We start from the raw sequence: 24,532 nt of genomic DNA, 5'->3' as shown, positions 1-24,532 counted from the left end.
CCCTGTACGGGCATTGTGCCGGTACATGAGCAACGACCAGAACAAGCATGACATGGGCCGCCTGCGGGCGACCCCCAACAGCATCCATCAAGTAAGGTAACAATCCATGGGTTTTAAATGCGGTATCGTGGGCCTGCCCAATGTAGGCAAATCCACCCTGTTCAACGCGCTGACCAAGGCCGGTATCGAAGCCGCCAACTTCCCGTTCTGCACCATCGAGCCGAACACAGGTGTGGTGCCGATGCCGGACCCGCGCCTCGATCAGCTGGCTGCCATCATCAATCCGCAGCGCGTTGTGCCGACCACCATGGAATTCGTCGACATCGCCGGTCTGGTTGCCGGTGCCTCCAAGGGTGAAGGTCTGGGTAACCAGTTCCTGGCCAACATCCGTGAAACCGAAGCGATCGGCCACGTTGTGCGCTGCTTCGACGACGAGAACATCATTCACGTTGCCGGCAAGGTCTCCCCTGCCGACGACATCGAAGTGATCAACACCGAGCTGGCCCTGTCGGATCTGGACGCCTGCGAGCGCGCCATTCACCGTCAGTCCAAGCGTGCCAAAGGCGGCGACAAGGATGCCAAGCTGGAAGTGGAAGTGCTGGAGAAGATCAAGGTCGCGCTGGAAAACGGTCAGATGATCCGCGGCATGAAGCTGGATAAAGAAGAGCTGGCCGCCGTGAGCCACCTCAACTTCCTGACCCTGAAACCCACCATGTATATCGCCAACGTGGCGGAAGATGGTTTCGAGAACAATCCCTATCTGGACAAGGTGCGTGAAATCGCCGCCGCCGAGAACGCGGTCGTGGTCGTGGTCTGCTGCGCCATCGAAGCGGACATCGCCGAACTGGACGACGAAGATCGCGCCGAGTTCATGGCTGACCTTGGCATCGAAGAGCCGGGCCTGAACCGCGTTATCCGCTCCGGCTACCAGCTGCTCAACCTGCAGACCTACTTCACCGCCGGTGTGAAAGAGGTGCGCGCCTGGACTATTCCGGTCGGTGCCACCGCCCCGCAAGCGGCAGGCAAAATCCACACTGACTTTGAAAAAGGCTTTATTCGCGCCCAAACCATCGCCTTTGAAGACTTTATCAACTACAAGGGTGAGCAAGGCGCCAAGGAAGCGGGCAAGATGCGCGCTGAAGGGAAAGATTACATCGTCAAAGATGGCGATATCATGAACTTCCTGTTCAACGTCTAAAATAAAATTATAGATTACTTTCAATGACATGCAATCACAATGCGCAGCCATTATTAGTTTGAGTACACTTTTGCGTACACACTAGGCAACGCTAGGCATGCATAATTGTTATCAAAAGGGCCTATCTAAAATCTGATAGGCCCTTCTCTTTCCCTGATCCCTCCTTACTTCCTTTTGAGTCCCACCTTTCAATTTGTACACCACAGTGCAGCCACAGCGCGCATTCCATAGCTAGAAACCAGAGAAGCCAACAGGTCTCATTTGAATTGATTTCAGATATATATTATCTCCATGAACCTACCCAAGGGACTGCTCTGTGCAGTCCCTTTTTCATTGGAGATTTCTCATGGCTCACCTGATCGACACAATGGCCTACACCGGTCAAACGCCCTGGCATGGCCTTGGCAATGTCTTGCCCCCACAGCAATCTCTCGATATCTGGCTGCAAGCAGCTGGGATGGATTGGACCATCGAGCAGAGCGACGTGATGTTTAACGTCGCCTCCGATGCACTGCATATCCGCCCCTACAGCGACAGCAAGGTGCTGTATCGCTCCGATACCCTCGCCCCCCTATCGGTGGTCTCAAGTCGCTACAACGTGGTACAGCCTCACGAGGTGCTGCATTTCTATCAAGACCTGGTGGAAGCCGGAGGCTTTGAGCTGGAGACCGCAGGCTCGCTCAAAGGCGGCCGCAAGCTGTGGGCACTCGCTAAGACCGGCCAGGATCTAAAACTCAAAGGCAATGACTTGGTAAAGTCCTATCTGCTGCTGGCGACCAGCTGCGACGGCACGCTCTGCACCACGGCGCAGTTCACCTCGCTGCGGGTAGTCTGCAACAACACCCTACAGATGGCACTGCGCGGTGCTACCGGTGCCATCAAGGTGCCCCACTCTACTCAGTTCGATGCCGCTGCCGTCAAAGAGTCGCTCGGGCTGGGGCTCTCTCATTGGGATGAATTTAAGGCGCAGACCAAGGCGCTGGCACAGCGGCCCGTCGCCCCCGAAGAGGCGCTGCGCTTTTTCAGCGACCTGTTGGCGCAACCGCTGGATGAGGAGAACATCATCCTCACCAAGCCGGTACAACGGCTGCATGAGCTCTATCAGGGCGCAGGCATGGGCTCAGAACTTGTCAGCTCCCGCAATACCGCCTGGGGGCTGGTTAATGCTGTCACGGAATATGTCGATCACCACCGCCGTGCTCGCAGTCAGGACCATCGACTCGATTCCGCCTGGTTCGGTCAGGGAGCCCAACTCAAATCCCAAGCCCTGAACCAAGCCCTTACCCTGCTGCAGTAATTCCTCTTCCCTATTCAAACCGCATAACGACCTCACCCGGACTGGCGCAAGCCAATCCGGGCGTAGCCATTTATGCCGTTAACAAGGAGTCGTCATGAAAGCAAAATCCAAATACGGCCAGGCCCTGCGGCTGGCCTCCACTACCCAATTAACCCGCGAGCAGTGGCTCGCTATCCGCAAACTCGGCATTGGCTCCTCCGATGCCGCCGTGGCAGTGGGGCTATCTCCCTACAAATGCCCGCTCAGTCTGTGGCTGGAGAAGACCGGTCGCAAGGAGCCGGAAGATATCTCCCACAAGGAAGCGGTGCTGTGGGGCATTGAGCTGGAACCTGTGTTGGCACAGGTCTACGCCAAACGCACCGGTTACAAGGTGCGCCGAGTCAATGCGGTGCTGCAACACCCCGAGCAACCCTTCATGCTCGCCAACCTCGATCGGGAGGTAGTCGGCCACCCCGATGGGCCTGGCATTCTGGAGATCAAAACTGCCAGCTATCACAGCGCTCCCCAGTGGGAGGAAGGAGTGCCGGTGGCTTACCAGTGTCAGGTACTGCATCAGCTGGCTGTTACCGGCCATGCCTGGGCTGAGGTGGCAGTGCTGATCGGTGGCCAGGATTTCCGGATTTACCGCATCAAGCGCGATGAGGAGAAGATCCAGGATCTCACCGAGCGGGAAGCACAGTTCTGGCAGATGGTGCAACAAGACCAGCAGCCAGAGCCTGACGGATCCAGTGATGCCGCCAATGCCCTGAGCTGGCTCTTCCCCCGCGATGATGGCCAGACGGTGGATCTCTCCGATTCCCCCGAGTTCAACCAGATGTTTGGCGAGCTACTGCGTTTGCGTGAGCAGAAAGAAACGGTCGAACTGCAGGAGTCACAACTCAAACAGCGGCTGCAAGCCACTTTGGGTGAAGCGACAGCCGGGCTGTTTGCCGACGGCAAGATCACCTGGAAGCGCAGCAAAGACCGGCTGGCACCGGATCTGGATAAGCTCGGACGGGATCATCCCGACCTGCTCACCCTCTACGTCAAACCGGTGCCCGGCGTACGCCGTTTCACCATTCAACCCTTGAGGCAAACACCATGATCAAAGGACTGGCGATCACCCCGCCCGTGATCGGGCGGATCTGCATCGGCAAGCTGGTGCAAAAACAGGATAAGTGGGTGCCGGAGAAGGATGACAGCTTCACCCTCACCACCCAGATACAACAAAAGGGGGGATGGTTGCTCCATCCCCTGCATCAACACTACTCAGCGCAAAAGAATAACCAAGGGCAGGAGCAGACCAAGATCCGCGCCATTCCGGTGCGGGTGCTGTTCAACGATAGCGACCTGAATCTGCGGGCGGAATACAGCGCGTTTGACCGGCAAACCGGCAGGCCGCTCTGTGTCGGGAATGGGGAGGTGGCAAGACGCGTCGGGGCGCAAGGCATGGAGGAGGTCAGCTGCCAGGGACCTGAGCGCTGCGCTTTTGCCGGGCAACAGGGCTGCAAGCTGTACGGGCGACTGAACCTGTTTGTGGAGGGGCAAGGGGATGAGCTGGGCAGCTTTATCTTCCGCACCACCGGCTACAACTCGGTACGCACCCTGGCGGCGCGACTGAAGTACCTGGAGGCAGTGAGCGGGGGCCATACCCGCTATCTGCCGCTCACCCTGCGGTTGCGAGCCAAGAGCACTGCCCAGTCCTACCGCACCCCGGTCTACTACGTGGATTTAACCTTGCGGGAGGAAACCAACCTGACCGAGGCAGTCAGGCTCGCACAGGAGGCCGCCCAGCGTGACCAAGAAGCGGGGCTCGCCATTGAGCAGATGGAGCAGGCTGCTCGCGAGCTGCTGCGTAACGGCCAGTTTGAGGATATCGATGAAGAGGTGCCGATGCTGCTGGAGGAGTTTTATCCTGAGCCAGCAATAATAGCGTCATCTTCCACCTCACAGCCTTTGGCAACCGTAACAGCACCAAAACGCCTCAACCCTCGTTCCTCGCCCCTGACCAGTAAACTGGGTAAAAACGCGGCCTCTTCACCACCTACGCCTGAGCCACAAAGCCAATAACTTACGTTGGCATCTTGTTACATCCAATCAAATCAATCAGTAGCACATTATTCTGCTACCCATCACGACGGGACGTTTATCACAAAGCGTCCCGTTATTTCTCTCCATCGCTAGTTTGGAGTCAATAGATCAAGCCCTAGTGACACTCACGAAATCGGCACTCATTTCATCTATTTTCCTCCATTTTCAGGTCAAGAAGGTCTCTTCGAGACTTTTGACCATGGGGGTCAGTGTACCTTGCCCTATTGACCGGGAGGAGACCATGGCACTGGTAGGTTACGCACGTGTTAGTACGGGAGGTCAGAGCCTTGAAGTCCAGCTTCGAGCGCTGGCCGAATGCAATAAGGTTTTCCAAGAGAAGGTTAGCGGTGCCAGTGATGATAGGCCACAACTTGCTCTCCTCTTGGATTATGTGAAGGAGGGGGATGTGGTGATGGTTACCAAGCTGGACCGTCTGGCTCGTAATACTCGTCACCTATTGGAGATATCAGAATTTCTACAACACAAGCAAGTTGCATTGCGGATATTAAATCTGGGGATTGATACCTCAACGCCTACCGGCAAGTTAATGCTCACCATGATCGGTGCTATCGCAACCTTTGAACGAGAATTGATGTTGGAGCGGCAAGCTGAAGGTATTGAGTTAGCCAAGCGCCGAGGTGCCTATAAGGGGCGTAAGCCTACTGCAATGGCAAAAGGTAATGAAGTTCTTGCACTGGTTGCCAAAGGATTACCAAGATCTGAAATTGCCAAGCGCACGGGGATCAGTATCTCCAGCGTACAACGCATACTCAGATCTCAGAGCAACTGAAAAGTAGTGTGGTTTACCGTTCCTAGTGATAGCCATACGCCTCTATTTAATAATAGTTATTCGGTGAGATAAAAAATGAAAAAGCTGACATTCTGCTTACTACTAACGCTTATGTCTGGAAGTCTATCACTACGGGCAGCAGAGCCGTTCACAGGCTTTCTGCCTGCACTAGTGCAGGACAAAACAGGGAAACCATTTTGGTGTAACGCCCATTTGAAGTTAAATAGAAAATGTATCGCAACTGAAATCAGTAATCTTTCAATGGTCATTGTTCGCAGTCAGCCCTTCGGTGAGTGTGAAGCAGGCATGTGGGGCTGGATCGCCACTGCGGGCTCCCCACAGAAAATTGCCATTGGTTACACAGTTACGCCTGATGAAAAATTCAATATTTCACTGAAAGATATGTGTCGACCTGGCACTGTTGTCAAATTTCAACCAAATAAGAAGTATAAGAATGAGGAAGACCTGGTTGGCTTTTACAATGGCAAAGAAATATTCAGATACCTTGGGCGTAAATAACTAAGTGGTTTAAGAGAAAGTAATTGTCACGAGGATTTCTATGAAAGACATACATCGGTATTTATTGGCCTCCACGCTGATATTCTCGGCCATCGCCTGCAGTGCCCAAGAACAACGTTATCTCTCTATCCAGCACACCGACACCGTCTACGCCAACCAGGGCGTCTGCGCGTATCACTTCTCTTTAGATAGTGGGGGAGCCGATGAGTTTGGGCGGTTGTATATCACGCTGCAGTTTAATGACAAAAAGGGCAAAGCGCTGGCCGAGTCAACGCTGGAGGTTGAGCCATTCGGTGGGAGTTCCGCTACTCGTTATGGTGGCGGCTTTACAGAAGTGGATTGCGCCCAGGTAGAGCAGGCCAAGTCCATCGCCATTATTCAGGCGACCGAGGTGCTCGCTCACAACCAAGTCACTCGGCTACCTGTTTCCACCTTCACCCCCCAGTTTCATCAACCACTGAAGATAACCTTGGGCGGCAATTAGCCCGCTCAGGAAAAACAAAGCCAAAGGGCGTCACCGTAATGGTGACGCCCTTTTTCATTTCCAACTCTTGATGAGGATCATCACCCCATGACACGACATTTCATTATCGGCGATCACTTGGTAACACCACAGTCTGAAGGCCACCATCATGGCATCTTTGTTGGCCATGACCAGATCATTCACTGTCTACCATCCGCTTCAGGAAAGCATTCAGGCCAACTGACGCTGACCTCGTTGGCTCAATTCAGTCTGCACTGCGCTATTGAAGTCAAACCCCATACTCAACGCCTGTTCAGTCGAGAGGAAAGCCTGACACGGGCTTACGCCCGACTCAGTGAAGGAGAGCAGGGCCAGCCGTTTGCCAACAGTGAGCTGTTTGTCACTTGGTGTATTGAAGGGATTCAGCATCCCCCCAAGCTGCTGCAGACCGCTGTAGCAACGGTGGTGGCTGCCGAAGTCGCTCGTCACACGTTAAGCAAGGCTGCCACCAGTGCAACGGCTGGACTTGCTGCCAGCACCCTAGCCACAACTGCGGGAGGTAGTGGCGCTGCTGCAACGGTAGTATCGGTGACCGGTATTGCCACCGCCCCGTTGTTAGCCCCCCTTGCCGTGGGCGCCGTCGCAGCCTATGGCGTCAGCAAACTGTGGGATTGGTTAAACGACTGACCCATCACTTCAAAGCAAAACGCAGGGGCGCTCTCCTGCTGGAACTCAATGAGGAAACACCATGACCATTCCTTTTTTCCGGGACGGCTTTGCCCTGCCCGTAGCCCAAGCATTGCTAGTTCTGCTCAACCAGGAAATCGCTAAAACCGAGCTCAATATCGATCGCTTAACCCAACTGACCTTCAACTTTCGCAATCCCGGCTACAGCGCCGAGCAAGGCGGCGTACACCCGGTCGAGATCCGCCTGATCCGTGGGCTTGATGGCTGGCTGTTCGATTACGTCACCGACTTCAGCTACCAGGGGCCGGGCCAAGATGCTGAGCTCTGCAAGGAGCTCGATTTCAACTTCCTCGATGGGGAACACACCATGTTGGGCTGGGGACCGCTGCGGCTGGCTGAGGCGCGGGAGTTGTTCGGCATCTGGCAGAGCAACTTCATTGCCTACTGCCGGTTGGAATGCTTCAGCGTCACCGTCGCAGGAGATTAGGAGGACACGATGAGCCAAGAATTAGCGCTCTCCCACTACTCACGTCAGTGGTTGGGACAAGTTGCCGCCAACGCCAAGATACCCCCCACCCGCAGTAGTCAGCGATGGCTGCTGCACCTGACACCGGATAGTCCACACATCCGCACCGTCACCCTGCAGGTCCGTTGGTCTGGCGTGCAGTGGCAACTGATCTCCCTCACCAATGCTGAGGACTGGCACACCATGAGCCGGCCGAGGGATGAAATCTGCATCGACCCCGAACGTCGCTGTTTCTGGCATTGCCAGGCAGGACCAGTCCCGCTCACCGAGCAACCTCGCGTACTGGCCAACTTTCTGGCCGACCTGCAACGCATCTGCATCCATCGCGGCTATGCCGTGGCGAGTGACCCCATCCCTGACAAGGAGACCGAAGATGATTAACGCCGTGCTCGCCATCGAGCTGGAGGCTTATCTTGAGCATGATGGTCAGATTGAAGCAGTGCATGACCAAAGCCAGCCGGTAGACGGTTACGCCCTCTACCTGCGCTATGAAAACGAACGGGGTGATGCACTGGCGCAATGGCTGTGCGATCACTTGGATCACTACTGGCTAACACAGGTAGGTAACTTGCTCGCCACCAGTTACCACATTCCGCTGCACGACTACACCCCGCACACCCTGGCGGCCAGAACACCGCCAACCAAGTCTGCAGTCACCCCCCATTCAGTAACCCATTAACCAACTACCTCGCCAACCCTGCCGCATCCAACGCGGTGGGACGATGGTGTATGGAGCACAATCATGTTGCATCACAAACTGATCGCCGGGGAAACCCCCGGCACCTACCGGGTGACTGACCTTGTCACCGACGATGACCTGCTCACCATCGCCCAAGCCGTTGCCCGCCAGAAACTCGCCAAGGGCACAGCTCTCACCGATAAATACCTGGCACAACAAGCGCTGCAAGGGCTGCTGCAAACACGAGACCGCGAAGTGTTTGCAGCACTGTTCCTCGATAACCAACACCGGATCCTGGCCTACGAGGAGCTGTTCCTTGGCACTCTGTCCGCTGCGACCGTCTACCCTCGCGATGTCGTCAAGCGGGCACTGCACCACAATGCTGCCGCTCTGATACTGGTGCATAACCACCCGTCGGGATACCCGGAACCCAGCCGGGCAGATATCGAGATCACCCTGCGCCTGCAGAATGCCTTGGCACTAGTGGATATCCGGATTTTGGATCATCTGGTCGTCGGTACTGAGGGTGTGGTGTCGCTGGCAGAACGAGGAAATTTGTAACTGCCACGCCGGTCAGGGGGCCCATGGAGGAAGAAGGCATAGCCAGCAGTGAGCTCTACAACGACTTACCATCATTAGGAGTACACAGAAAATGCGAACCATAGGGAGTTGGGGATTACACACCCAAGTTCAGCCACGTTTTGGCGCACGTGCAATTGTTGAACGAAGCAGGGTTTCCCTGCTTTGGGATCGCTGCGGCGTCTATGGCGATGCTGACGAGCAATGGCTCACCGACATTGATACCGTTATACCGAGTTTTATTGAGCGCCTTAGAAAGCTCTTTCAACAAGGAGAACTACTGAGTGACCAAGATAAATTGGTGACGTTGCAGCAAGGGGAATGGGTGTGTCTGGCTAATCCCAAAGCCAGCTACGGATATCTCTATCTGGATGTCTACCGGCAGGAATGCAGTAGTGTTCAAGCCGCGAAAATATGAATCTGAGGCAGAGGGTGAGCATGTAGCTCACCCTACCTGATACTTCTTTTTTTTTGGCTGACTACTGAACCCCTAATGCCTTGTAGACGGCATCTACCGGATTAGCATAAAAGCTGATTTGAAACTTGGAGAAGATCTCCGCCGGTACGGTTGGAATATCCGAGGCTGACGCCATCGGCAACAATACCCGTTTTCCGCCACTGTCCATTGCCAGTTGCAGACTGCCAGCCAAATCCTCAACCGGATTGACCACACCGCCTAGCGTCATGTCACCCAGCACTACCATCTGCTCCTGCACCGGCTTGCCCATCAGAATGGAACAAAACGCTACCAGCGCGGCCAGACTGGTTTGGTGCTGGGGCAGGAGTTATGTAGCTCGACCACATGCAAATGGTACTCATGCTCGGAGAACTTGGCTGTTGCGCTGACCCGATTCAGGTTGCCTTTGAAGTAATCGAAACCGACCCGGATCGCCTCCTTCGCTGGCGTATTGGAACCCAACCAAGAGGTCGCATGCCTGCCGTTATCTGGCGCCATCCGTGCCCACAAATGATACGCCGTCACTGATATTAACCTTTGGCGTCGATTAGGCAAAGGCTGGAAATCACTGAGCAGTGCACCCAGAACATATTACAACTGTAATACGTATAGGAATAAGTTTGAGGAGTAGGGAATATACGATATTAGCATGGTGTATCACGATGACTTAGAAGAACGTCATCTGCTATTGCATAATGTGCTGAACTATTTGCTCAAGTTTGATGAAATGCTACTGACTGTGATGTATGAGCTCTTCAGAAGCATAGGTAAAATGGAAGTGCCCCGCAGAAGATGGAAAGGTGGTACACCACGTTTTCTGCAGTGATATCAAGGCGGTAAGATAGCGCATATTTATAACATATGCGTACCCCCTCTTGAAATAAAGAACCCGCGATATGGAGCATCGCGGGTTCTGAGTAGCTAAAGTTAGCTAATAATATTTAAGTCTAGTATGGGACTAGAAAGACTCGACTCCAGCTCAGAGCATGTGCACGGAGGCGGTGTTGGTGGTGCCGCTCGGTACCAAGGCACCGGAGACCATGACGACCACGTCACCCTTCAGACCCATGCCGCTTTGCAGCGCTGCGTCTTTGCCGATGCGATAGAAATCGTCGGTGGAGGCGATGCTGTCAACCACGTGAGCAACCACACCCTTGGTCAGGACCAGCTGGGCAGCAGTCTTCTTGTTGGTGGTGATGGCCAGGATCCAGGCTTTCGGGAAGTACTTGCGAATGGCCTTGGCAGACTTGCCGCCTTCGGTGGCAACCACGATCAGCGGGGCGTCCAGCTTCTCGGAGGTCTCGACCGCACCCTTGCACACGGCTTCGGTGATGCGCAGCTTGTTGCTGTCGTTGGCAGCAGACAGGTTGGACGGCATCACGGCGTCGGTACGCTCGCAGATGGTGGCCATGATGGTCACGGCTTCCAGCGGGTACTTGCCCTTGGCGGATTCGCCAGACAGCATGACGGCGTCGGTGCCATCCAGGATGGCGTTCGCCACGTCACCGGCTTCGGCGCGGGTCGGACGCGGGTTCTTGATCATGGAATCCAGCATCTGGGTGGCGGTGATGACCACTTTACGTGCCTTGTTGCACTTGGTGATGATCATCTTCTGGGCGAAGATCACTTCTTCAACCGGAATTTCCACACCCATGTCGCCACGAGCAACCATGATGCCGTCGGAGACAGCCAGGATGTCGTCGAAGTTGTCCAGGCCTTCCTGGTTTTCGATCTTGGAGATGATCTGGATGGCCTCGCCACCGTGGGCCTTCAGGTGCTCACGGATTTCCAGCACGTCTTCTTTCTTGCGGATGAAGGAGGCGGCAACGAAGTCCACGCCCTGCTCGCAACCGAAGATCAGGTCACGCTTGTCTTTCTCGGCCAAGGCCGGCAGCTTGATGGAGACGCCCGGCAGGTTGACGCCCTTGTTCTCGCCCAGATCACCGTTGTTCAGCACCTTGCAGATGACTTCACGTTCGGTGATTTCGATGACGTCCAGACCGATCAGGCCGTCATCCACCAGGATGCGGTTGCCGACACGCAGGTCGTTGGCAAAGCCGGCGTAGGTCACGGCGACCTTGTCTTTGTTGCCAACCACGGTCTGGTCGGTGGTGAAGGTGAAGGTCTGGCCGGCAACCAGAGAGACATCGTTGCCACCTTCCAGCTTCATGGTACGGATTTCCGGACCCTTGGTATCCAGCAGGATGGCTGCGTGTTTGCCGGTTTCGGCCATCACTTCACGCAGGTTGCGGATACGGGTGCCGTGCTCTTCGTAATCACCGTGAGAGAAGTTCAGGCGCATGACGTTCATGCCGGCGTCGAGCATCTTGCCGAGCATTTCTTTGGATTCGGTCTTGGGACCGATGGTGCAGACGATTTTGGTCTTTTTCATGTCAGTCTTCATGGTGCTGTTGTCATCTCTTTAACGTGAAATAGTCAGCGGGTCCGGGCGAAGGCGGCCAGCGACGGCAGTCCTCTGCCCTCCCGATCAAACAGGGCCTGGTTCTCCCAGCCATTGCCGAGGGGTTCGTCTATCCCGAGGAATGTCATGCCGGCATGACTGGCCCAGCTGTCGCCGGGGACCCGGATCCAGCCAGGCTCCCAGTAGACAAACCCGAGTCCGAGCCGATCCGGCACAGCTGCGATAGCGGCACGCAGGGCATCGAGAAACGCCAGTTGCCCCTCGGGCGTCGCGGCAAACCCGCCGCGCGCGGCTTCTTGCTCGCCGAAGGCATTGCGGACTGCGTCCTGGTTGACGGTGTCGTGGCCATAGGCGGTCTCGACCACCAGGAGTGGGCGCCTGATTTGGGTAGCCAGGCTGTTCATGGTGCGCGAGAGGTCACCCAAGGATCCGTGCCAGTAGGGGTAGAAGGAGAGACCCACCAGATCGAACGGCACATCCCGCGCCTGCATCGCCTTGAACCAGCGCAGACACTGTGCCTCATCGCCCCCTTCGGCCAGATGCAGTATCAGGCGCGGGGGGCTCCCCCCCTCGCTGCCAGCACGGATCCCGGCGATAGCCGCCTTGAGCAGCTGAGCCAGACGGTCGAACTCGGCCTCTTCCCGCCGGTGCAGTCGCCCCTGCGGCCACAGCATGCCATTATTGAGTTCGTTGCCGACCTGCACCATCTGCGGTGGCACCCCAGCCTCACGCAGGCGGCGCATGACGGTGGCACTGTAATCATGCAGCACCGCTGCCAGGTCGGCGTCCGATTTGCCCAGCCAGGCGCGTGGCGTGTGTTGCTTGCCGGGGTCGGCCCAGAAGTCGCTGTAGTGAAGATCGAGCAACCAGGGTAGGTTGAGGGCCCGGCTGCGCTGTGCCAGTGCAATCACCCTTCCCAGATCGTTGTTGCCACCGCCAAAGGGTTCCCCTTTGGCGGAGTGGGGATCGACCCACAACCGCAGGCGTACCAGGTTGAGACCGCGCTCGCGCATCAGGGTCAGCAGTTCCCCCTGCCGCGTTCCGTCTTGATAGTGCACGCCGAGGCGCTCGAGTTCGGCCAGAGTGGACACATCCGCCCCGCGGATGGCCAGGTTGTGGGGGGCGGCGCCAGCCCCGGCGCTGAGGGCACCTAGCATGACCAGCAGTGGCCAGCTCAGCGGGGGGTGCATCCTAGTGCTGCTCCGGCTCGTGCAGCTCGAACCACTGACCGAGCTCACGACGCAGGTTGTCCGAGCGTTTGCCGAAGATGGCCTGCACCTCGTCGCCGATGATGATGACGCCGATGGCGCCGAGACGCTGCAGCGCCTCGCTGTCGACCGGCTGCAAGGCATTGACCCTGACCCGCAGCCGGGTCAGGCAGGCGTCAAAGCCCACGATGTTGTCGCGCCCACCAAAGGCAGCGATGAGCGCGGTGATGGCTGCTTCGTCCAGCCCGGAGAGCGGTGCCTCGGCTGATTTCTCCCCCTTGTGGCCGAGGGCGGCGGCGAACAGCCGTTTAAAGTCCTGCATCTTGACCATTTGAACCTCCTAAACGTGAAAAAAGAGGGCGAAGCCACTGGCTCCGCCCCGCGATCAACAGGCGCGACGCAACACCCGGCAGCCAAACGGCGGCATCACCAGCGAGTCGCCCAACACCTCGCCGCTCACCATGTCGCTGTGACCACCCGGCAGCGTGACTAGGCGCTCGGCGTTGGCGAAGTTCTGCACGAACACGAACACCTGCTCACCGTCAGTGCGACACTGGGCGGTGACCCCATCCGGCAAGGCCGGCAGGGCGCGCGGCAGTGCCAGGGTATCGATGAGGTGTCCGAAGAAGTCGCGCTGGAATGCCAGATTGTTGCGCGAGGCGACATAGTAGGCACGCCCTGCCCCGTGTTCGTTGACCGTCACCGCCGGACGCCCGGCATAGAAGTCGCCGTCATAGTTGGCCAAGGACCTCGCACCCTCCAAATGGATGAGATCGCACAGGTGGGTCACCTCGTAAGGGCCACAGAGTCCGGCCTCGTTGCCGGCAAGACCCGAGACGGCGTTACGTTCCTCGTCATAGAGGCTGTCTATCTCCTCTGCCCAGATCCCAAGGACAGGGCGCAGCGGCCCGGGGAAGCCCCCCAGGTGACAGAGATCGGTCTCGTTGACAATGCCGCTCCAGTAAGTGGTGACAAACTGGCCGCCTCGTTTGACGAAGGCATCGATCCGTTCGGCAAAGCCATCGCGCACCATGTAGAGCATGGGGGCGATAACCAGGTCATAACCATCGAGCGCGCAGTCGGCATTGATGACATCCACCGCCACCCCTGCTTCCCAGAAGGGGCGGTAGTGATCGGCCACCGTCTTCTCGTAGAAGAGACCGGCATTGCGCGGGCCTTGGGCGTTGTCCATGGCCCAACGGCTCTCCCAGTCGAAGATGATGGCCACTTTCGCCTCGACGCGGCTGCCTGCAACCTCAGGCAACTTGGCCAGGATCTCGCCGAGAGCCTGAACCTCGCGGCCGACCCGGGTGTCGATGTGACCAACGTGATCGACCACGGCGCCGTGGAACTTCTCGACCGAACCACGGCTCTTGCGCCACTGGAAGTACTGCACCGAGTCGGAGCCGTGGGCCACCGCCTGCAAGGAGGTGAGTATGTGCATCCCTGGCTTCTTGAGCTTGCTGATGGGCTGCCAGTTGGTCAGGCTCGGGGTCGACTCCATCAGGAAGAAGGGCTTGCCTCCCTTGAGGGTGCGCATCAGGTCGTGATACATGGCGGTGTAGGCTGCCAGGGTCGAGTCATCGCCACTGTTGTGCCACAGGGGGTAGCTGTCCCAGGAGATGAAATCGATCACCTTGGCCAACTGCCAGTAGTCATAGTCGTAGAAGTACTCCATGAAGTTGGTGGTGGCCGGCAGGCTCGGGTTGGCCGCCTTCAAGGGTTTGATCTCCTCGGCGCAGAAGTCGCTCACCTGAGCGGTGTTGAAACGCTTCCAGTCGAGGTTGAGGCCGTGGATCGAACTTTCCCCGATAGGTGACGGGGATTCGATCTGTGACCAGTCGGTGTAGGTGTGGCTCCAGAAGCTGCTCCACCAGGCGTGGTTTAGTGCTTCTATGCTGCCATAGCGTGCCTTGAGCCAGTCACGGAAGCGCCCCTGGCATAGCTCACAGTGGCACTCGCCACCGTACTCGTTGGAGATGTGCCAAGCGATAACACCTGGATGACGACCATAGCGCTCGGCCAGAGCGCCGTTGATGGCACGTACCTTCTCACGATAGACAGGCGAGCTCATGCAGTGATTGTGACGACCACCGTGCAGCGCCTTGACCCGCTCCTTGCTGACCCGCAGCACCTCGGGATAGCGCTGGGAAAGCCAGGCAGGGCGGGCACCGCTCGGGGTGGCGAGGAAGACCGACACGCCGTTCTCGTTCAGGCGATCGATCACAGTATCGAGCCAGCCAAACTCATAGCGCCCCTCCTCCGGCTCCAGGGAAGACCAACTGAAGATACCGACCGACATCACATTGGAATGGGTCTGCTTCATCATCTCGAGATCTCGCTCGAACACCTGAGGGTCGTCCAGCCACTGATCCGGGTTGTAGTCAGCGCCATGCAACAGGGCGGGCACCCGTTCACTGAGCGGGGAAAACTTGAACATCACACATCTCCTAAGACGAGGGGGCGCCGGCCATGGCCGGCCGCCCTATCGGTTGAAACCGGGTCAGTTGAATACTTTGATCGAGGGAAGCACATGGCCGGAGCAGTCAAACAGCGCCTGGTTCTCCCGGGCATTGCCCTCTTTCCAGTCGTCGTTGTTGTACTTCATACCGGCCTTGGTTGCCCAGGTCGCGCCCTGCGTCGGCAGCCAGGCAGGCTCCCAGTAGAAGACGCCCTTGCCACGCCCATCCGGTACCGCCACCACGCTTTTGATAAGATCGCGAAGGAAATCGGCCTGCCCCTGTACACTGGCCGGGTAACCACCGTCGCTCGCCTCTTTGGCGGTGAAGTTATTCTCGGCGTTGTCGCAGTTGTCCGTGGTGTAGCCGTAGGCGGCCTCGACCACGATCACATCCTTGCCATAGCGCTTACTGATGTCATCCATGTTGGCTTTGAGGGCGCTGATGGGACCATTCCAGTAGGTGTAGAAGGAGAGCCCGATGATATCGAAAGGCACCTCGCGCTTGGCAATCTCGTCAAACCACCAGACGAAGGTGTCATTCTTAGTACCCTCAGCCAGGTGCAACATCACCTTGATATCCTTGCCGTGCTCTTTCACCGCACGCACGCCGGCCTTGAGCAGAGTCGCCAGGCGATCAAACTCGCCACCGTTCTGGCCCCAGCTCTTGCCCTCTGGCCACAGCATGCCGCCGTTGATCTCGTTGCCGACCTGCACCATGTCAGGCACCACGCCAGCCTTGGCCAGGGCATCCATGCTCTCCTTGGTGTGGGCATAGACCGCATCCGCCAACTGCTCGACCGACATATCACGCCACGCCTTGGGCTTGTTCTGACGACCCGGATCGGTCCAGAAGTCGCTGTAGTGGAAATCGAGCAGGAACTTCATGCCGTGCGCCTTGGCACGTTTGGCAAGTTCTATCGTTGCAGCCAGATCGTTGTTGCCGCCGCCGTAAGGCTTACCGTCTGCATCCTTGGGATCCACCCACAGGCGCAGGCGAATGTAGTTAAAACCGTTCTCCTTGAGGATGGCCATGGCGTCCTGTTGCTTGCCGCTGGCATCGAAGAACTTGCCGCCAAACTTCTCCACCTCGGCCAGCATGGATACATCGGCCCCCTTGATGAAGGCTTGCGGTACCGCCACTGGTTGCACCACTGCACTCTCGACGGCCATGACTTGGGTCTGCATGCCCAACATGCCGGTGGCGAGCAGCGCCGCCATCACCAGCGTCTTCTTGATTTTCATGTCGAACGTCCTGTTTAACGAATTAACCCTTGGTCCCACCTGCGGTAAGACCGGAAACGAAGTACTTCTGCAAGGAGAGGTACAAGATGGCCACCGGTACCGCGATGAGCACAGCCCCCGCCGCGTAGGTGGTGTAGCTGGCTCCCATCTTCTGGGCGACCAGGTTGTAAAGACCTATAGGCAGAGTGAATTGATCCGGGGTACGCAATATGGTGCTGGCCAGGATGAAATCACCGAGCGGACCAGTGAAGGAGAACAGTGCTACCACCGCGATGATGGGCTTGGAGAGCGGCATGATGATCTCGATGAAGATGCGGAAGTTGCCAGCCCCATCCATGCGCGCCGACTCGTCGAGATCCTTGGGGATGGCGTCGAGGTAACCCTTCATCAAATAGGTGTTCATCGGGATCATGCCACCCACGTAGACCAGCACCAATGCCAGGTGGCTGTTGACCAGGCCGAGCATCTGGGCCAGCACGAAGATGGCGATGAGGGCCGAGAATTGGGGCACCATCTGCAGCAGCAGGAACAGCATCAGGCCGTTTTGCCGCCCGCGGAAACGAAAGCGCGAGAAGGCATAGGCGGTGAAACTGACACTGATGAGGGTCAGCACCATGGTCAGGAAGCTGATCTTCATCGAGTTCCAGTACCAGGCGGCATAGTCGATGCGTCCATCAAACAGCTCCTGGTAGTGAATAAAGGAGAAGTTTTCCGGGATGATCGAGGTGTTGAGCAGACTGCTGCCCGGGTTGAGGGATGCCCCTACCGTCCAGATGAGGGGGTAGATGATGACCACCGCAACCATAGCCAGCAGCAAATAGCTTAGGGTCAGGCGGATGGCATTACTCTTTTTCAGACTGTGTTTGGCACTCATGGCTGGCTCTCCTTACACCATGTCGTCTTGCTTGAACGAATTGGTCGCACGGAACTGCCACAGGGCAATGCCGACCACGAAGATGGAGAGCAGAATGGTGATGCTCGCCGCAATCGCATACTGGGATGACGACATGGTCAGCTTGTAGATCCAGGAGACCAGGATGTCGGTGCCGCCAGCATTGGAACCGGCCACCGCAGGTCCCCCGTTGTTGAACAGGTAAATAATGTTGAAGTTGTTGAAGTTGAAGGTGTACTGGGTGATGAGGATCGGAGCGATCGAATACAGCACCAGGGGCAGCGTAATGGTGGTCAGCTTGTGCCATGTGCTGGCACCGTCGATGGTGGCCGCCTCGTAGAGATCATCCGGGATAGCCTGCAACACCCCAGTGGTCATGGCGAAGACGAACGGGAAGCCAAGCCAGGTCTGCATCAGGATGAGGGCCGTCTTGGTCCAGAAGGGATCTGTCATCCATGCCTTGGGGTCAATACCCAGAGAAGCCAGAATACCGTTATTGATGACGCCAAAGGTTTCGTTGAACATGCCGGCGAACACCAGAATGGTGACAAAACCGGGCACGGCCCACGGCAGGATAAGGATGGTGCGGATGAGCGGCTTGAAGCGCAGATCCTTCTGATTGACCAGGATCGCCAGCAGCACCCCGACAGAGCATTGCAATGTGGTGGCGATCAGTGTCCAAATCACGGTCCACTGCAGCACGTCAAGCAAGGTCGATCGCCACAGATCGAGCTTGAAAATGTTGATGAAGTTCTTCATCCCCACCCAGTCCACCAACTTGGCCGGCGGGGTGTGGTAGAGATCGTAGTTGGTGAAGGCGATGGAGAAGCCGAAGATGATGGGAAACACCACCACGAACACCAGCAGGATGAAGCCCGGGGTGATCATCAGGTACGGGAATCCTTCGCTCAGCAGCAACTGGTATTGCTTGCGCACACTTGTCAGGGCCACGCCACGATCGCGGCGATCACCGTTGATATAGGCGTCGCGGATACTCCAGTAGTAGAAAGCACAACCAAAGATGGCCACCAGTACGCTGATGACCCCCTTGGCCAGGAGGAAGACGGAGTTGTCCCGCGGCAACTCGGTGCCGAGGGTGAACAGGCCCCAGAAGCCCTGGGACAGGAAGTCATGGAATACGCCGAAGAAGCAAACCATGACGATGAAAAACAGGGTGCCCTTGACCCACTGCCGGTTATACCACTGTCCGAGTCCCGGTATCAGCGAGAGCAGCGCGGCAACCTTGGCATGATGGGTTCTTGTACCGATCTGGGTGAACGATTCGGAATCGACAACCACAATTTACCTCCTTTCCATTAAGAGCCCGGGCGACCACTGATGCCGCCCGGCCCGAATCGAGCCGGAGCTCGACTGTTGTTATTGCTGTGCGTGATTGACTTCGATCTGCATGTTGATGTTCTTGACCGCGCCGTCCAGAGCCGCCTTGACATCCTGCTTGCCGGTCACACCGAGCTGCAGTGCACTGTTGGCCGGGGTCCACACCTCCTGCATCTCGGGCACACTTGGCATCGGGATGGCGAAGCCAGCCTGAATGGCTACGGCCCGGGATTTCTCGTCGTCCTTGATGAGCGGATCGTCGATCAACGCCTTGAGCGGCGGGATCTCACCGGTCTTCTGGAAGCGGACCTTGGCGTACTCAGGCTGATTGATGAACTCGATAAACTGCTGTGCCAGCTCTTTCTGCTTGGAATAGGTTGAAATGCTGTACCCCTTCACGCCGAGGAAGGAACGCATGTGTTCGCCATTGGGCAGTGTCGGCAGCGGGGCGACGCCATAATTCACACCGGCATCCTTGTAAGGTTGGAACGACCAAGGTCCTGTGATAACAGCCGCCGCCTTCTTCTCGGTAAACAGAGAGTCGATGGCGTTTGCACCGGTCTCACCGACAATGCCAGCAGGGAAAAGCCCTTCGGTATAGAAGCGCTTAAGGAAGGTGACCCCGTCGACTGCCCCCTGGTTAGCCAGGCCAACATCCTTGACGTTGAGTGAACCGTTGGGGTTCTGGCCGAAGATGTAGCCCCCCATGGCTGCCACTACGCCGTAGGAGTAATAGATCTCGTCAAACTTGGCGAGTAGGCCGTATTTGTTCTCTGCGCGCAGGGTCTGGGAAGCCTTGATCAGCTCGTCGAAGCTTTCCGGTGCCTTGGGCAGCAGATCCTTGTTGTAGACCATGACGATGGTCTCGACTGCCTTGGGCAGGCCATAGAGCTTGCCTTCATAGGTCTGGGCGTCTACAGCAGGCTTGGTGAAACCTGCCAGATAGTCGGCACTTGGCTTGATTTCGCTGATCAACCCCTGTACCACGGCGGTGCCAACCTGATCATGGGGCAGTACCAGCACATCCGGACCGATACCGGCCGGTCCATCCAGGCGCAGTTTCTCTATTTGCTGGGCATAGGGCGTTTCGAGGATTTTCACCTTGACGTTGTGCTTGGCTTCAAATGCCTTGACCGCTTCTTCGATGCCATTGGATTTCTTGATGTCTTCCCACACCAGCAGCTCGCCATCGGCGGCACGGGCAACCTGCCCCAGCCCCATCACGCCCAAAGACAACAGCATTGAAACGGTCAATTTATTGATTTTCATATGATTTCCTTGTCCCTAACTCAGGTGAAAACAGGCCTTAGCCGAGCATCTAGGTGAGGTGAATGTTACAATTTCATCAAGCCAGTGTAACTTGTGGCATTTTTTACCGGTTATTGTGTAATTAAGAATTTATCTTGATTACATACCGGTTAAGTCGGAAATCGCAGTCGCACACACCAACTTAACTAAGATCATGATAAATAAATGCTTTAACCCTATACATCAGATCCGGATCAATTCGCTCTATCTCTTGATTCTTGCTTGGCACGCCTTCCAGGTGTGCACTTAAACAGAAAAAAGGTAACGATTACACCGAATGACTCTACGGTAAGCTGTGCTTGCCCTGCCTGCTAGTAGCACATATCAAGGCTGTGATCTCATGCACAAAAGAAACAGCATTTTGTGCAACCGCTTACACCTGACTGATATAGTCCCCTTAAAGCCACAGAGTGAAACGGTGTGAAACCCCTTCTCCCTCCCAGGGCAAAAAAGCCGCAGCAGGGGCTGACTACTTCGAGACTCTGCAGCTAATGCATTTACTATCAAGGAGTTAAAGCTCATGGCGAGTATCAGATTGAACAATGTGGTCAAGCGTTTTGGCAGCAACGTGACCTTGCATAACGTCAACCTGGATGTAGAAGACGGTGAGTTCACCGTCTTCGTCGGTCCTTCCGGTTGTGGCAAATCCACCCTACTGCGGATGATCGCAGGCCTGGAAGAGATATCGGACGGCCACATTGCCATTGATGAACAAGTGGTCAACGATGTGGCCCCAGCTCATCGCGGGGTGGCAATGGTGTTCCAGTCTTATGCGCTTTATCCCCACATGACGGTGGCGGAGAACATGGGCTATGGCCTGCGGGTCAATGGGGTGCCAAAAGAGGAAATTGCCCACCAGGTCAGCATGGTGGCCAAGACTCTGCAGCTTTCTCATCTGCTCGACCGTAAACCCAAGCAGCTTTCCGGCGGCCAGCGCCAGCGGGTTGCCATCGGCCGTGCCATTGTGCGCAACCCCAAAGTGTTCCTGTTTGACGAGCCACTCTCCAACCTCGATGCCGAGCTGCGTGTCGAGATGCGCCTGCACATCGCCAAGCTGCATCAGGAACTCAAGACCACCATGATCTACGTGACCCACGACCAGGTGGAGGCCATGACCCTGGCCGACAAGATAGTGGTGATGAACTATGGCAAGGTGGAACAGGTCGGCTCGCCAATGGAGCTCTACTACAAGCCCTGCAACCGTTTCGTGGCCGGTTTCATCGGCTCACCCAAGATGAACTTCCTGCCAGCCAGCGTTCTGGCCTGGAGCCCGGAGCAGATCCGGGTCAGGGTAGCCGGCCAGCAGGAGCTCACCCTGCCCATCCTCACCGAGCGACTCGAGCCGGGCAGCGAGATCTCCCTTGGCCTGCGTCCCGAGCATGTGGTGCCGGGCGCAGAGGGGATCCACCTCGCCTTTACCTGCGAGGTAGTGGAGCGTCTTGGCAACAGCACCTATCTGTTCGGCCAGTGCTGCGGCACCGACGGCTTCAAGCTGCTGCTGGCAGGGGATGGGGAGTTTCATCCGTACCAGAAGATGGATGTTTTCTTTGCCCCGCAAAATTGCCTTGTTTTCAATGCCGAAGGGCTCAGGATCAGCCGCTAAATAGGGCTACTGCATGCCCCGATCCACTTTACCCCCGCCCAGTCGGGGGCTTTTTTTATTCCCGGGCGCAGGACACAAAATGAGAGCGGGCTCGCAACCCAGGACAAATCCCGTACAAGGGTACCGAGAAAGAGTGTAAAAGATTCACATAATAGTGAAAAAGTTACACAGAAATCAGATTCAGGTGCCCTGTCTTATCAAAGCCTTATTTTTCACTAAAGTAAGACACTGATAATAGATGACTTATCACTTCTGCCATCAGGCCGGGTTGGCTCAATACCACATGTAATCGATACCATGAAATTACGTACCCGTCACCTTTCCATCATCCAGCGCCTGGCGCTGGGCTTTGCCGTCATCCTGTTGCTACTGCTGCTCTCCGTAGCCCTCTCCCTCTACGCCGGCCAGCGGCTGGCCGACCAGGTAGGGACACTTGCCAGCCATACTGCTCCAACCCTGGTACAAAGCCGCGCCGTGACTCGCGATCTGTTCACGCTTGACCGCCATCTGGGCAACGCATTACTGCAGACCAGAGATGAGGATCTGGATGCAGCACGTCAGCAGATGCAGCAATGGCAAGCACACTTCGAGCAGGACCTAAACATCCTGGCTAGGCAGATAGCAGGGGAACCAAAGCAGAGTAAGCGCGTCGATAGCCTGCGCGAGCAACAGGCCGCCTACTGGCAACTGGCCCAACAACTGGTCGATGACTATGCCCACAACCGCCTCGAACAGAGCAAGCTGGCTGCCGACACCCGCCTCGGCAGCACGGCGCGCCAATTTGCCAGTGCCCTCGATGTACTGCTTGCCCCTCTGGGTAGCCATCCTGCCGCATTGCTCAAGAATCGTCTGCTGGCGAACCTGGAACAGCAAGTCAGTGCTACTCAGGAGATCCTCAAGCAGCAAGACCCGGCTCCTATTGCGGCACGCTTAGCCATCAATGAACGGGCCAATAAGCAGATGACAGATCTGCGCAAGGAGCTGGAGCGCCAGCTTGCAGGCCAAGAAGATGCTTTCGGCGCAACCCTAAGCCTGGAACGTAGCACAGGGGCACGGCTCGATACCCTCGCAACCCTGCTAAGTGGTCCAGACAGCTTGCTGGCCCGCCACCTGTCACTGGTCGAGCAAAGCATCATGCTTCGCAACCAAAGCGCACAAGCCAGCCGTTTCATCGACAGTCTGCTAGGCGAGCTGAGCGAACTTGACGGAGCAATCGACGAGCAGCTTCACCAGAGCACCGCCGGCAGCGGCGCCATTCTGCTCTGGCTACGCCTCGGGCTGTGCGCCGGCCTGCTGCTCTCTCTCGGTCTCGGCGCCCTGGTGCTGTGGCACCTGGTGCACGCCATCCGCCAGCCGCTGCACCATATCCTCACCACCCTCAAGGCACTGAGCCAGGGAGACATGCGCAAACGCGTACCGCTGCTGCGCCACGACGAGTTTGGCCAGCTTGCCATCGGCATCAATGCCCTGGCCGACGAGATGAGCGGCATGCTCGGTCAGATAGTTCATGCGGCCGACGCGCTCGGCCGCATGGCCGGCCAGAACCAGCAAGCCCAGCATCACGCACAGCTTGCCATCGGCGAACAGCGCAACGAGACCACAGGGGTCTGTAGCGCCATGGAGGAGATGGACTACTCGGTTCGCGAGGTTGCCGGGAGTATTGGCCAGACCGAGCAGACACTCGGCAACATAGCTGCGGCAGCCCACGCCGCCAGCCTGCGTGGGGCTGCGACCGGCAAACGGCTGCAGCAACTGGCTGACGAGTTGGCGCAATCACGCCGCAGTGTGGAGCAGGTGCAGACATTGAGCGTCAACATCGGTGAAATCCTTGCCCTGATCGGGCGCATCACGGAACAAACCAATCTGCTGGCCCTCAACGCCGCCATCGAGGCGGCCCGCGCCGGCGAACAGGGGCGTGGCTTTGCCGTGGTGGCCGACGAGGTGCGTCAGCTGGCACACCACACCGCAGACTCCACCACTCGTATCCAGGGGATCATCGACGATCTGCAGCAGAGCACCCGCGGCGCGGTCGCCACCATGCTGCGCTGCCACGACGCGATGGCCCAGAGCCGCACCGATAGCGATGCAGGTTGCGCCACCCTGGCAGAACTATCCAAGGCGCTGCAGCAAGTGGCCGAACAGAGCAGCCGTATCGCCAGCGCGACCCTGCAGCAACAGCAGACCAGTGCTGAGATCGCCCGCAACATTACCAACATCGCCCGGATTGCCGACGACAACCAGGGCGCCCTGGCCAGGGTGGCACAGACCAGCGACCAGTTACAGCAGCTCTCGCAGCAGCAACTGTCGCTGACCCGCCGCTTCACCCTGCAGAGTGCCTGACCACACACCACAAAGAGGACCTCCCATGTTCAAGAAGACACTGTTGCTGACTACCCTGATTGCCTGCCTCCAGCCCGCGCTGGCCAATGAGGAGGATCCCCTGGCACGCCCGCTATTCCTGCGTGGCGAGATGAACAACTGGGAGGCACCGGCAGACCAGCAACTGGTGACCCAGCAAGGAGACTTGCTGTCGGTACAGGTGGCGTTGCAGGCCAGTCACGGCGCCTACAAGTTCAAGATTGCCGACGAGAAGTGGAAGGCCGACACCAGCTATGGCCAGTTCGACCCCGCCGTCAAGGTCGAGGCGGACAAACCGGTGGTAGTCAAGGCCGGCTGGCAGTGGAGCGACATGAAGTTCACCCCGCCCCACGACGGCCAGTATCGCATCACACTGGATCGCCGCGATCCCCAACACATCCAGGTCACCGTCTCCCCCGCCGGGTGATCCCAGGG

Annotated in this window: 25 protein-coding genes; 16 read left to right on the top strand and 9 right to left on the bottom strand. The window is 57.2% G+C overall.

The genetic code is table 11. The annotated features are described in order from the left end of the window. Positions 1-106: 106 nt before the first annotated feature. From ychF to AB5Y86_RS00065, 13 genes are all read left to right on the top strand, one after another. Positions 107-1,198 (top strand): redox-regulated ATPase YchF, encoded by a 1,092-nt coding sequence (gene ychF / locus AB5Y86_RS00125; RefSeq protein WP_005353921.1) that lies wholly within the window; start codon positions 107-109, stop codon positions 1,196-1,198. 346 nt (positions 1,199-1,544) lie between these two features. Beyond that, positions 1,545-2,495, top strand: a complete 951-nt coding sequence (locus AB5Y86_RS00120) for a DUF932 domain-containing protein (RefSeq protein ID WP_123172554.1) — start codon at positions 1,545-1,547, stop codon at positions 2,493-2,495. Between the two features lie 94 nt (positions 2,496-2,589). Further along, positions 2,590-3,579 carry a YqaJ viral recombinase family protein gene (locus tag AB5Y86_RS00115; RefSeq protein ID WP_123172553.1) on the top strand — a complete coding sequence of 330 codons (990 nt, stop codon included), beginning with the start codon at positions 2,590-2,592 and terminating at the stop codon, positions 3,577-3,579. Continuing rightward, on the top strand, positions 3,576-4,544 hold the full coding sequence (locus AB5Y86_RS00110) for a hypothetical protein (RefSeq protein WP_068982363.1): 969 nt from the start codon (positions 3,576-3,578) through the stop codon (positions 4,542-4,544). The genes AB5Y86_RS00115 and AB5Y86_RS00110 overlap by 4 nt, the downstream gene beginning before the upstream one ends. Positions 4,545-4,806: 262 nt before the next feature. Next, positions 4,807-5,355, top strand: coding sequence for a recombinase family protein (locus AB5Y86_RS00105; RefSeq protein ID WP_043124758.1), 549 nt, complete (start codon positions 4,807-4,809; stop codon positions 5,353-5,355). Positions 5,356-5,430: 75 nt separating this feature from the next. Beyond that, complete coding sequence (locus AB5Y86_RS00100; RefSeq protein WP_081326110.1) at positions 5,431-5,874, top strand: hypothetical protein; 444 nt, start codon at positions 5,431-5,433, stop codon at positions 5,872-5,874. A gap of 40 nt (positions 5,875-5,914) precedes the next feature. Continuing rightward, positions 5,915-6,358, top strand: a complete 444-nt coding sequence (locus AB5Y86_RS00095) for an IrmA family protein (protein WP_068982364.1) — start codon at positions 5,915-5,917, stop codon at positions 6,356-6,358. An 87-nt stretch (positions 6,359-6,445) separates the two neighbouring features. Next, positions 6,446-7,024, top strand: a complete 579-nt coding sequence (locus tag AB5Y86_RS00090; RefSeq protein ID WP_068982365.1) for a lecithin retinol acyltransferase family protein — start codon at positions 6,446-6,448, stop codon at positions 7,022-7,024. Positions 7,025-7,085: 61 nt separating this feature from the next. After that, positions 7,086-7,511 (top strand): DUF2787 domain-containing protein, encoded by a 426-nt coding sequence (locus AB5Y86_RS00085; RefSeq protein ID WP_068982366.1) that lies wholly within the window; start codon positions 7,086-7,088, stop codon positions 7,509-7,511. A 9-nt stretch (positions 7,512-7,520) separates the two neighbouring features. Then, positions 7,521-7,931 carry a hypothetical protein gene (locus AB5Y86_RS00080; protein ID WP_068982367.1) on the top strand — a complete coding sequence of 137 codons (411 nt, stop codon included), beginning with the start codon at positions 7,521-7,523 and terminating at the stop codon, positions 7,929-7,931. Continuing rightward, positions 7,924-8,229 (top strand): hypothetical protein, encoded by a 306-nt coding sequence (locus tag AB5Y86_RS00075; RefSeq protein WP_068982368.1) that lies wholly within the window; start codon positions 7,924-7,926, stop codon positions 8,227-8,229. The genes AB5Y86_RS00080 and AB5Y86_RS00075 overlap by 8 nt, the downstream gene beginning before the upstream one ends. Positions 8,230-8,292: 63 nt before the next feature. Continuing rightward, positions 8,293-8,790: a DNA repair protein RadC gene (radC, locus tag AB5Y86_RS00070; protein WP_068982369.1), complete on the top strand. Its 498-nt coding sequence runs from the start codon at positions 8,293-8,295 to the stop codon at positions 8,788-8,790. Between the two features lie 91 nt (positions 8,791-8,881). Next, positions 8,882-9,226 carry a type IV toxin-antitoxin system YeeU family antitoxin gene (locus AB5Y86_RS00065; protein WP_123172552.1) on the top strand — a complete coding sequence of 115 codons (345 nt, stop codon included), beginning with the start codon at positions 8,882-8,884 and terminating at the stop codon, positions 9,224-9,226. 61 nt (positions 9,227-9,287) lie between these two features. Here the strand turns inward: AB5Y86_RS00065 and AB5Y86_RS00060 are convergent, their stop codons facing one another. The 9 genes from AB5Y86_RS00060 to AB5Y86_RS00020 form a co-directional block, all read right to left on the bottom strand. Continuing rightward, positions 9,288-9,536: a S16 family serine protease gene (locus AB5Y86_RS00060; protein ID WP_232354360.1), complete on the bottom strand. Its 249-nt coding sequence runs from the start codon at positions 9,534-9,536 to the stop codon at positions 9,288-9,290. 708 nt (positions 9,537-10,244) lie between these two features. After that, positions 10,245-11,657: a pyruvate kinase PykF gene (gene pykF / locus AB5Y86_RS00055; protein ID WP_068982267.1), complete on the bottom strand. Its 1,413-nt coding sequence runs from the start codon at positions 11,655-11,657 to the stop codon at positions 10,245-10,247. A 44-nt stretch (positions 11,658-11,701) separates the two neighbouring features. Next, positions 11,702-12,877, bottom strand: a complete 1,176-nt coding sequence (locus tag AB5Y86_RS00050) for a glycosyl hydrolase 53 family protein (RefSeq protein ID WP_068982266.1) — start codon at positions 12,875-12,877, stop codon at positions 11,702-11,704. Between the two features lies 1 nt (position 12,878). After that, positions 12,879-13,226 carry a glucose PTS transporter subunit EIIB gene (locus AB5Y86_RS00045; RefSeq protein ID WP_068982265.1) on the bottom strand — a complete coding sequence of 116 codons (348 nt, stop codon included), beginning with the start codon at positions 13,224-13,226 and terminating at the stop codon, positions 12,879-12,881. A 54-nt stretch (positions 13,227-13,280) separates the two neighbouring features. Then, the gene (locus tag AB5Y86_RS00040; RefSeq protein WP_068982264.1) at positions 13,281-15,335 is read right to left on the bottom strand and encodes a beta-galactosidase; all 2,055 of its coding nucleotides are present in this window, start codon (positions 15,333-15,335) and stop codon (positions 13,281-13,283) included. A gap of 63 nt (positions 15,336-15,398) precedes the next feature. Beyond that, entirely contained in the window at positions 15,399-16,598 is a 1,200-nt protein-coding gene (locus AB5Y86_RS00035; protein ID WP_368191664.1) for an arabinogalactan endo-beta-1,4-galactanase, read from the bottom strand. 22 nt (positions 16,599-16,620) lie between these two features. Continuing rightward, on the bottom strand, positions 16,621-17,472 hold the full coding sequence (locus AB5Y86_RS00030; RefSeq protein WP_068982263.1) for a sugar ABC transporter permease: 852 nt from the start codon (positions 17,470-17,472) through the stop codon (positions 16,621-16,623). 12 nt (positions 17,473-17,484) lie between these two features. Beyond that, positions 17,485-18,789, bottom strand: a complete 1,305-nt coding sequence (locus tag AB5Y86_RS00025; RefSeq protein ID WP_068982262.1) for a carbohydrate ABC transporter permease — start codon at positions 18,787-18,789, stop codon at positions 17,485-17,487. Between the two features lie 78 nt (positions 18,790-18,867). Beyond that, positions 18,868-20,097 (bottom strand): extracellular solute-binding protein, encoded by a 1,230-nt coding sequence (locus AB5Y86_RS00020; protein ID WP_068982261.1) that lies wholly within the window; start codon positions 20,095-20,097, stop codon positions 18,868-18,870. Between the two features lie 559 nt (positions 20,098-20,656). Here AB5Y86_RS00020 and AB5Y86_RS00015 point away from each other — a divergent pair. The 3 genes from AB5Y86_RS00015 (at position 20,657) to AB5Y86_RS00005 (ending at position 24,524) form a co-directional block, all read left to right on the top strand. After that, positions 20,657-21,739 carry an ABC transporter ATP-binding protein gene (locus AB5Y86_RS00015; RefSeq protein WP_068982260.1) on the top strand — a complete coding sequence of 361 codons (1,083 nt, stop codon included), beginning with the start codon at positions 20,657-20,659 and terminating at the stop codon, positions 21,737-21,739. A gap of 297 nt (positions 21,740-22,036) precedes the next feature. Further along, positions 22,037-24,079, top strand: a complete 2,043-nt coding sequence (locus AB5Y86_RS00010) for a methyl-accepting chemotaxis protein (protein WP_068982259.1) — start codon at positions 22,037-22,039, stop codon at positions 24,077-24,079. Positions 24,080-24,104: 25 nt separating this feature from the next. Continuing rightward, entirely contained in the window at positions 24,105-24,524 is a 420-nt protein-coding gene (locus tag AB5Y86_RS00005; protein ID WP_068982258.1) for a hypothetical protein, read from the top strand. Positions 24,525-24,532 lie beyond the last annotated feature (8 nt).

This window comes from Aeromonas sp. s8, assembly GCF_040907785.1.
Classification (GTDB): Bacteria; Pseudomonadota; Gammaproteobacteria; order Enterobacterales; family Aeromonadaceae; genus Aeromonas; species Aeromonas veronii.
The sequence above is the reverse complement of the archived record's forward strand: the minus strand, read 5'-3'. Positions and strand labels throughout refer to the sequence as shown.

Bases quoted from the DNA above. Each gene is read 5' to 3' on its own strand.
- ychF (WP_005353921.1), top strand. From the start codon at position 107: ATGGGTTTTAAATGCGGTATCGTGGGCCTGCCCAATGTAGGCAAATCC.
- AB5Y86_RS00120 (WP_123172554.1), top strand. From the start codon at position 1,545: ATGGCTCACCTGATCGACACAATGGCCTACACCGGTCAAACGCCCTGG.
- AB5Y86_RS00115 (WP_123172553.1), top strand. From the start codon at position 2,590: ATGAAAGCAAAATCCAAATACGGCCAGGCCCTGCGGCTGGCCTCCACT.
- AB5Y86_RS00110 (WP_068982363.1), top strand. From the start codon at position 3,576: ATGATCAAAGGACTGGCGATCACCCCGCCCGTGATCGGGCGGATCTGC.
- AB5Y86_RS00105 (WP_043124758.1), top strand. From the start codon at position 4,807: ATGGCACTGGTAGGTTACGCACGTGTTAGTACGGGAGGTCAGAGCCTT.
- AB5Y86_RS00100 (WP_081326110.1), top strand. From the start codon at position 5,431: ATGAAAAAGCTGACATTCTGCTTACTACTAACGCTTATGTCTGGAAGT.
- AB5Y86_RS00095 (WP_068982364.1), top strand. From the start codon at position 5,915: ATGAAAGACATACATCGGTATTTATTGGCCTCCACGCTGATATTCTCG.
- AB5Y86_RS00090 (WP_068982365.1), top strand. From the start codon at position 6,446: ATGACACGACATTTCATTATCGGCGATCACTTGGTAACACCACAGTCT.
- AB5Y86_RS00085 (WP_068982366.1), top strand. From the start codon at position 7,086: ATGACCATTCCTTTTTTCCGGGACGGCTTTGCCCTGCCCGTAGCCCAA.
- AB5Y86_RS00080 (WP_068982367.1), top strand. From the start codon at position 7,521: ATGAGCCAAGAATTAGCGCTCTCCCACTACTCACGTCAGTGGTTGGGA.
- AB5Y86_RS00075 (WP_068982368.1), top strand. From the start codon at position 7,924: ATGATTAACGCCGTGCTCGCCATCGAGCTGGAGGCTTATCTTGAGCAT.
- radC (WP_068982369.1), top strand. From the start codon at position 8,293: ATGTTGCATCACAAACTGATCGCCGGGGAAACCCCCGGCACCTACCGG.
- AB5Y86_RS00065 (WP_123172552.1), top strand. From the start codon at position 8,882: ATGCGAACCATAGGGAGTTGGGGATTACACACCCAAGTTCAGCCACGT.
- AB5Y86_RS00060 (WP_232354360.1), bottom strand. From the start codon at position 9,536: ATGGGCAAGCCGGTGCAGGAGCAGATGGTAGTGCTGGGTGACATGACG.
- pykF (WP_068982267.1), bottom strand. From the start codon at position 11,657: ATGAAAAAGACCAAAATCGTCTGCACCATCGGTCCCAAGACCGAATCC.
- AB5Y86_RS00050 (WP_068982266.1), bottom strand. From the start codon at position 12,877: ATGCACCCCCCGCTGAGCTGGCCACTGCTGGTCATGCTAGGTGCCCTC.
- AB5Y86_RS00045 (WP_068982265.1), bottom strand. From the start codon at position 13,226: ATGGTCAAGATGCAGGACTTTAAACGGCTGTTCGCCGCCGCCCTCGGC.
- AB5Y86_RS00040 (WP_068982264.1), bottom strand. From the start codon at position 15,335: ATGTTCAAGTTTTCCCCGCTCAGTGAACGGGTGCCCGCCCTGTTGCAT.
- AB5Y86_RS00035 (WP_368191664.1), bottom strand. From the start codon at position 16,598: ATGAAAATCAAGAAGACGCTGGTGATGGCGGCGCTGCTCGCCACCGGC.
- AB5Y86_RS00030 (WP_068982263.1), bottom strand. From the start codon at position 17,472: ATGAGTGCCAAACACAGTCTGAAAAAGAGTAATGCCATCCGCCTGACC.
- AB5Y86_RS00020 (WP_068982261.1), bottom strand. From the start codon at position 20,097: ATGAAAATCAATAAATTGACCGTTTCAATGCTGTTGTCTTTGGGCGTG.
- AB5Y86_RS00015 (WP_068982260.1), top strand. From the start codon at position 20,657: ATGGCGAGTATCAGATTGAACAATGTGGTCAAGCGTTTTGGCAGCAAC.
- AB5Y86_RS00010 (WP_068982259.1), top strand. From the start codon at position 22,037: ATGAAATTACGTACCCGTCACCTTTCCATCATCCAGCGCCTGGCGCTG.
- AB5Y86_RS00005 (WP_068982258.1), top strand. From the start codon at position 24,105: ATGTTCAAGAAGACACTGTTGCTGACTACCCTGATTGCCTGCCTCCAG.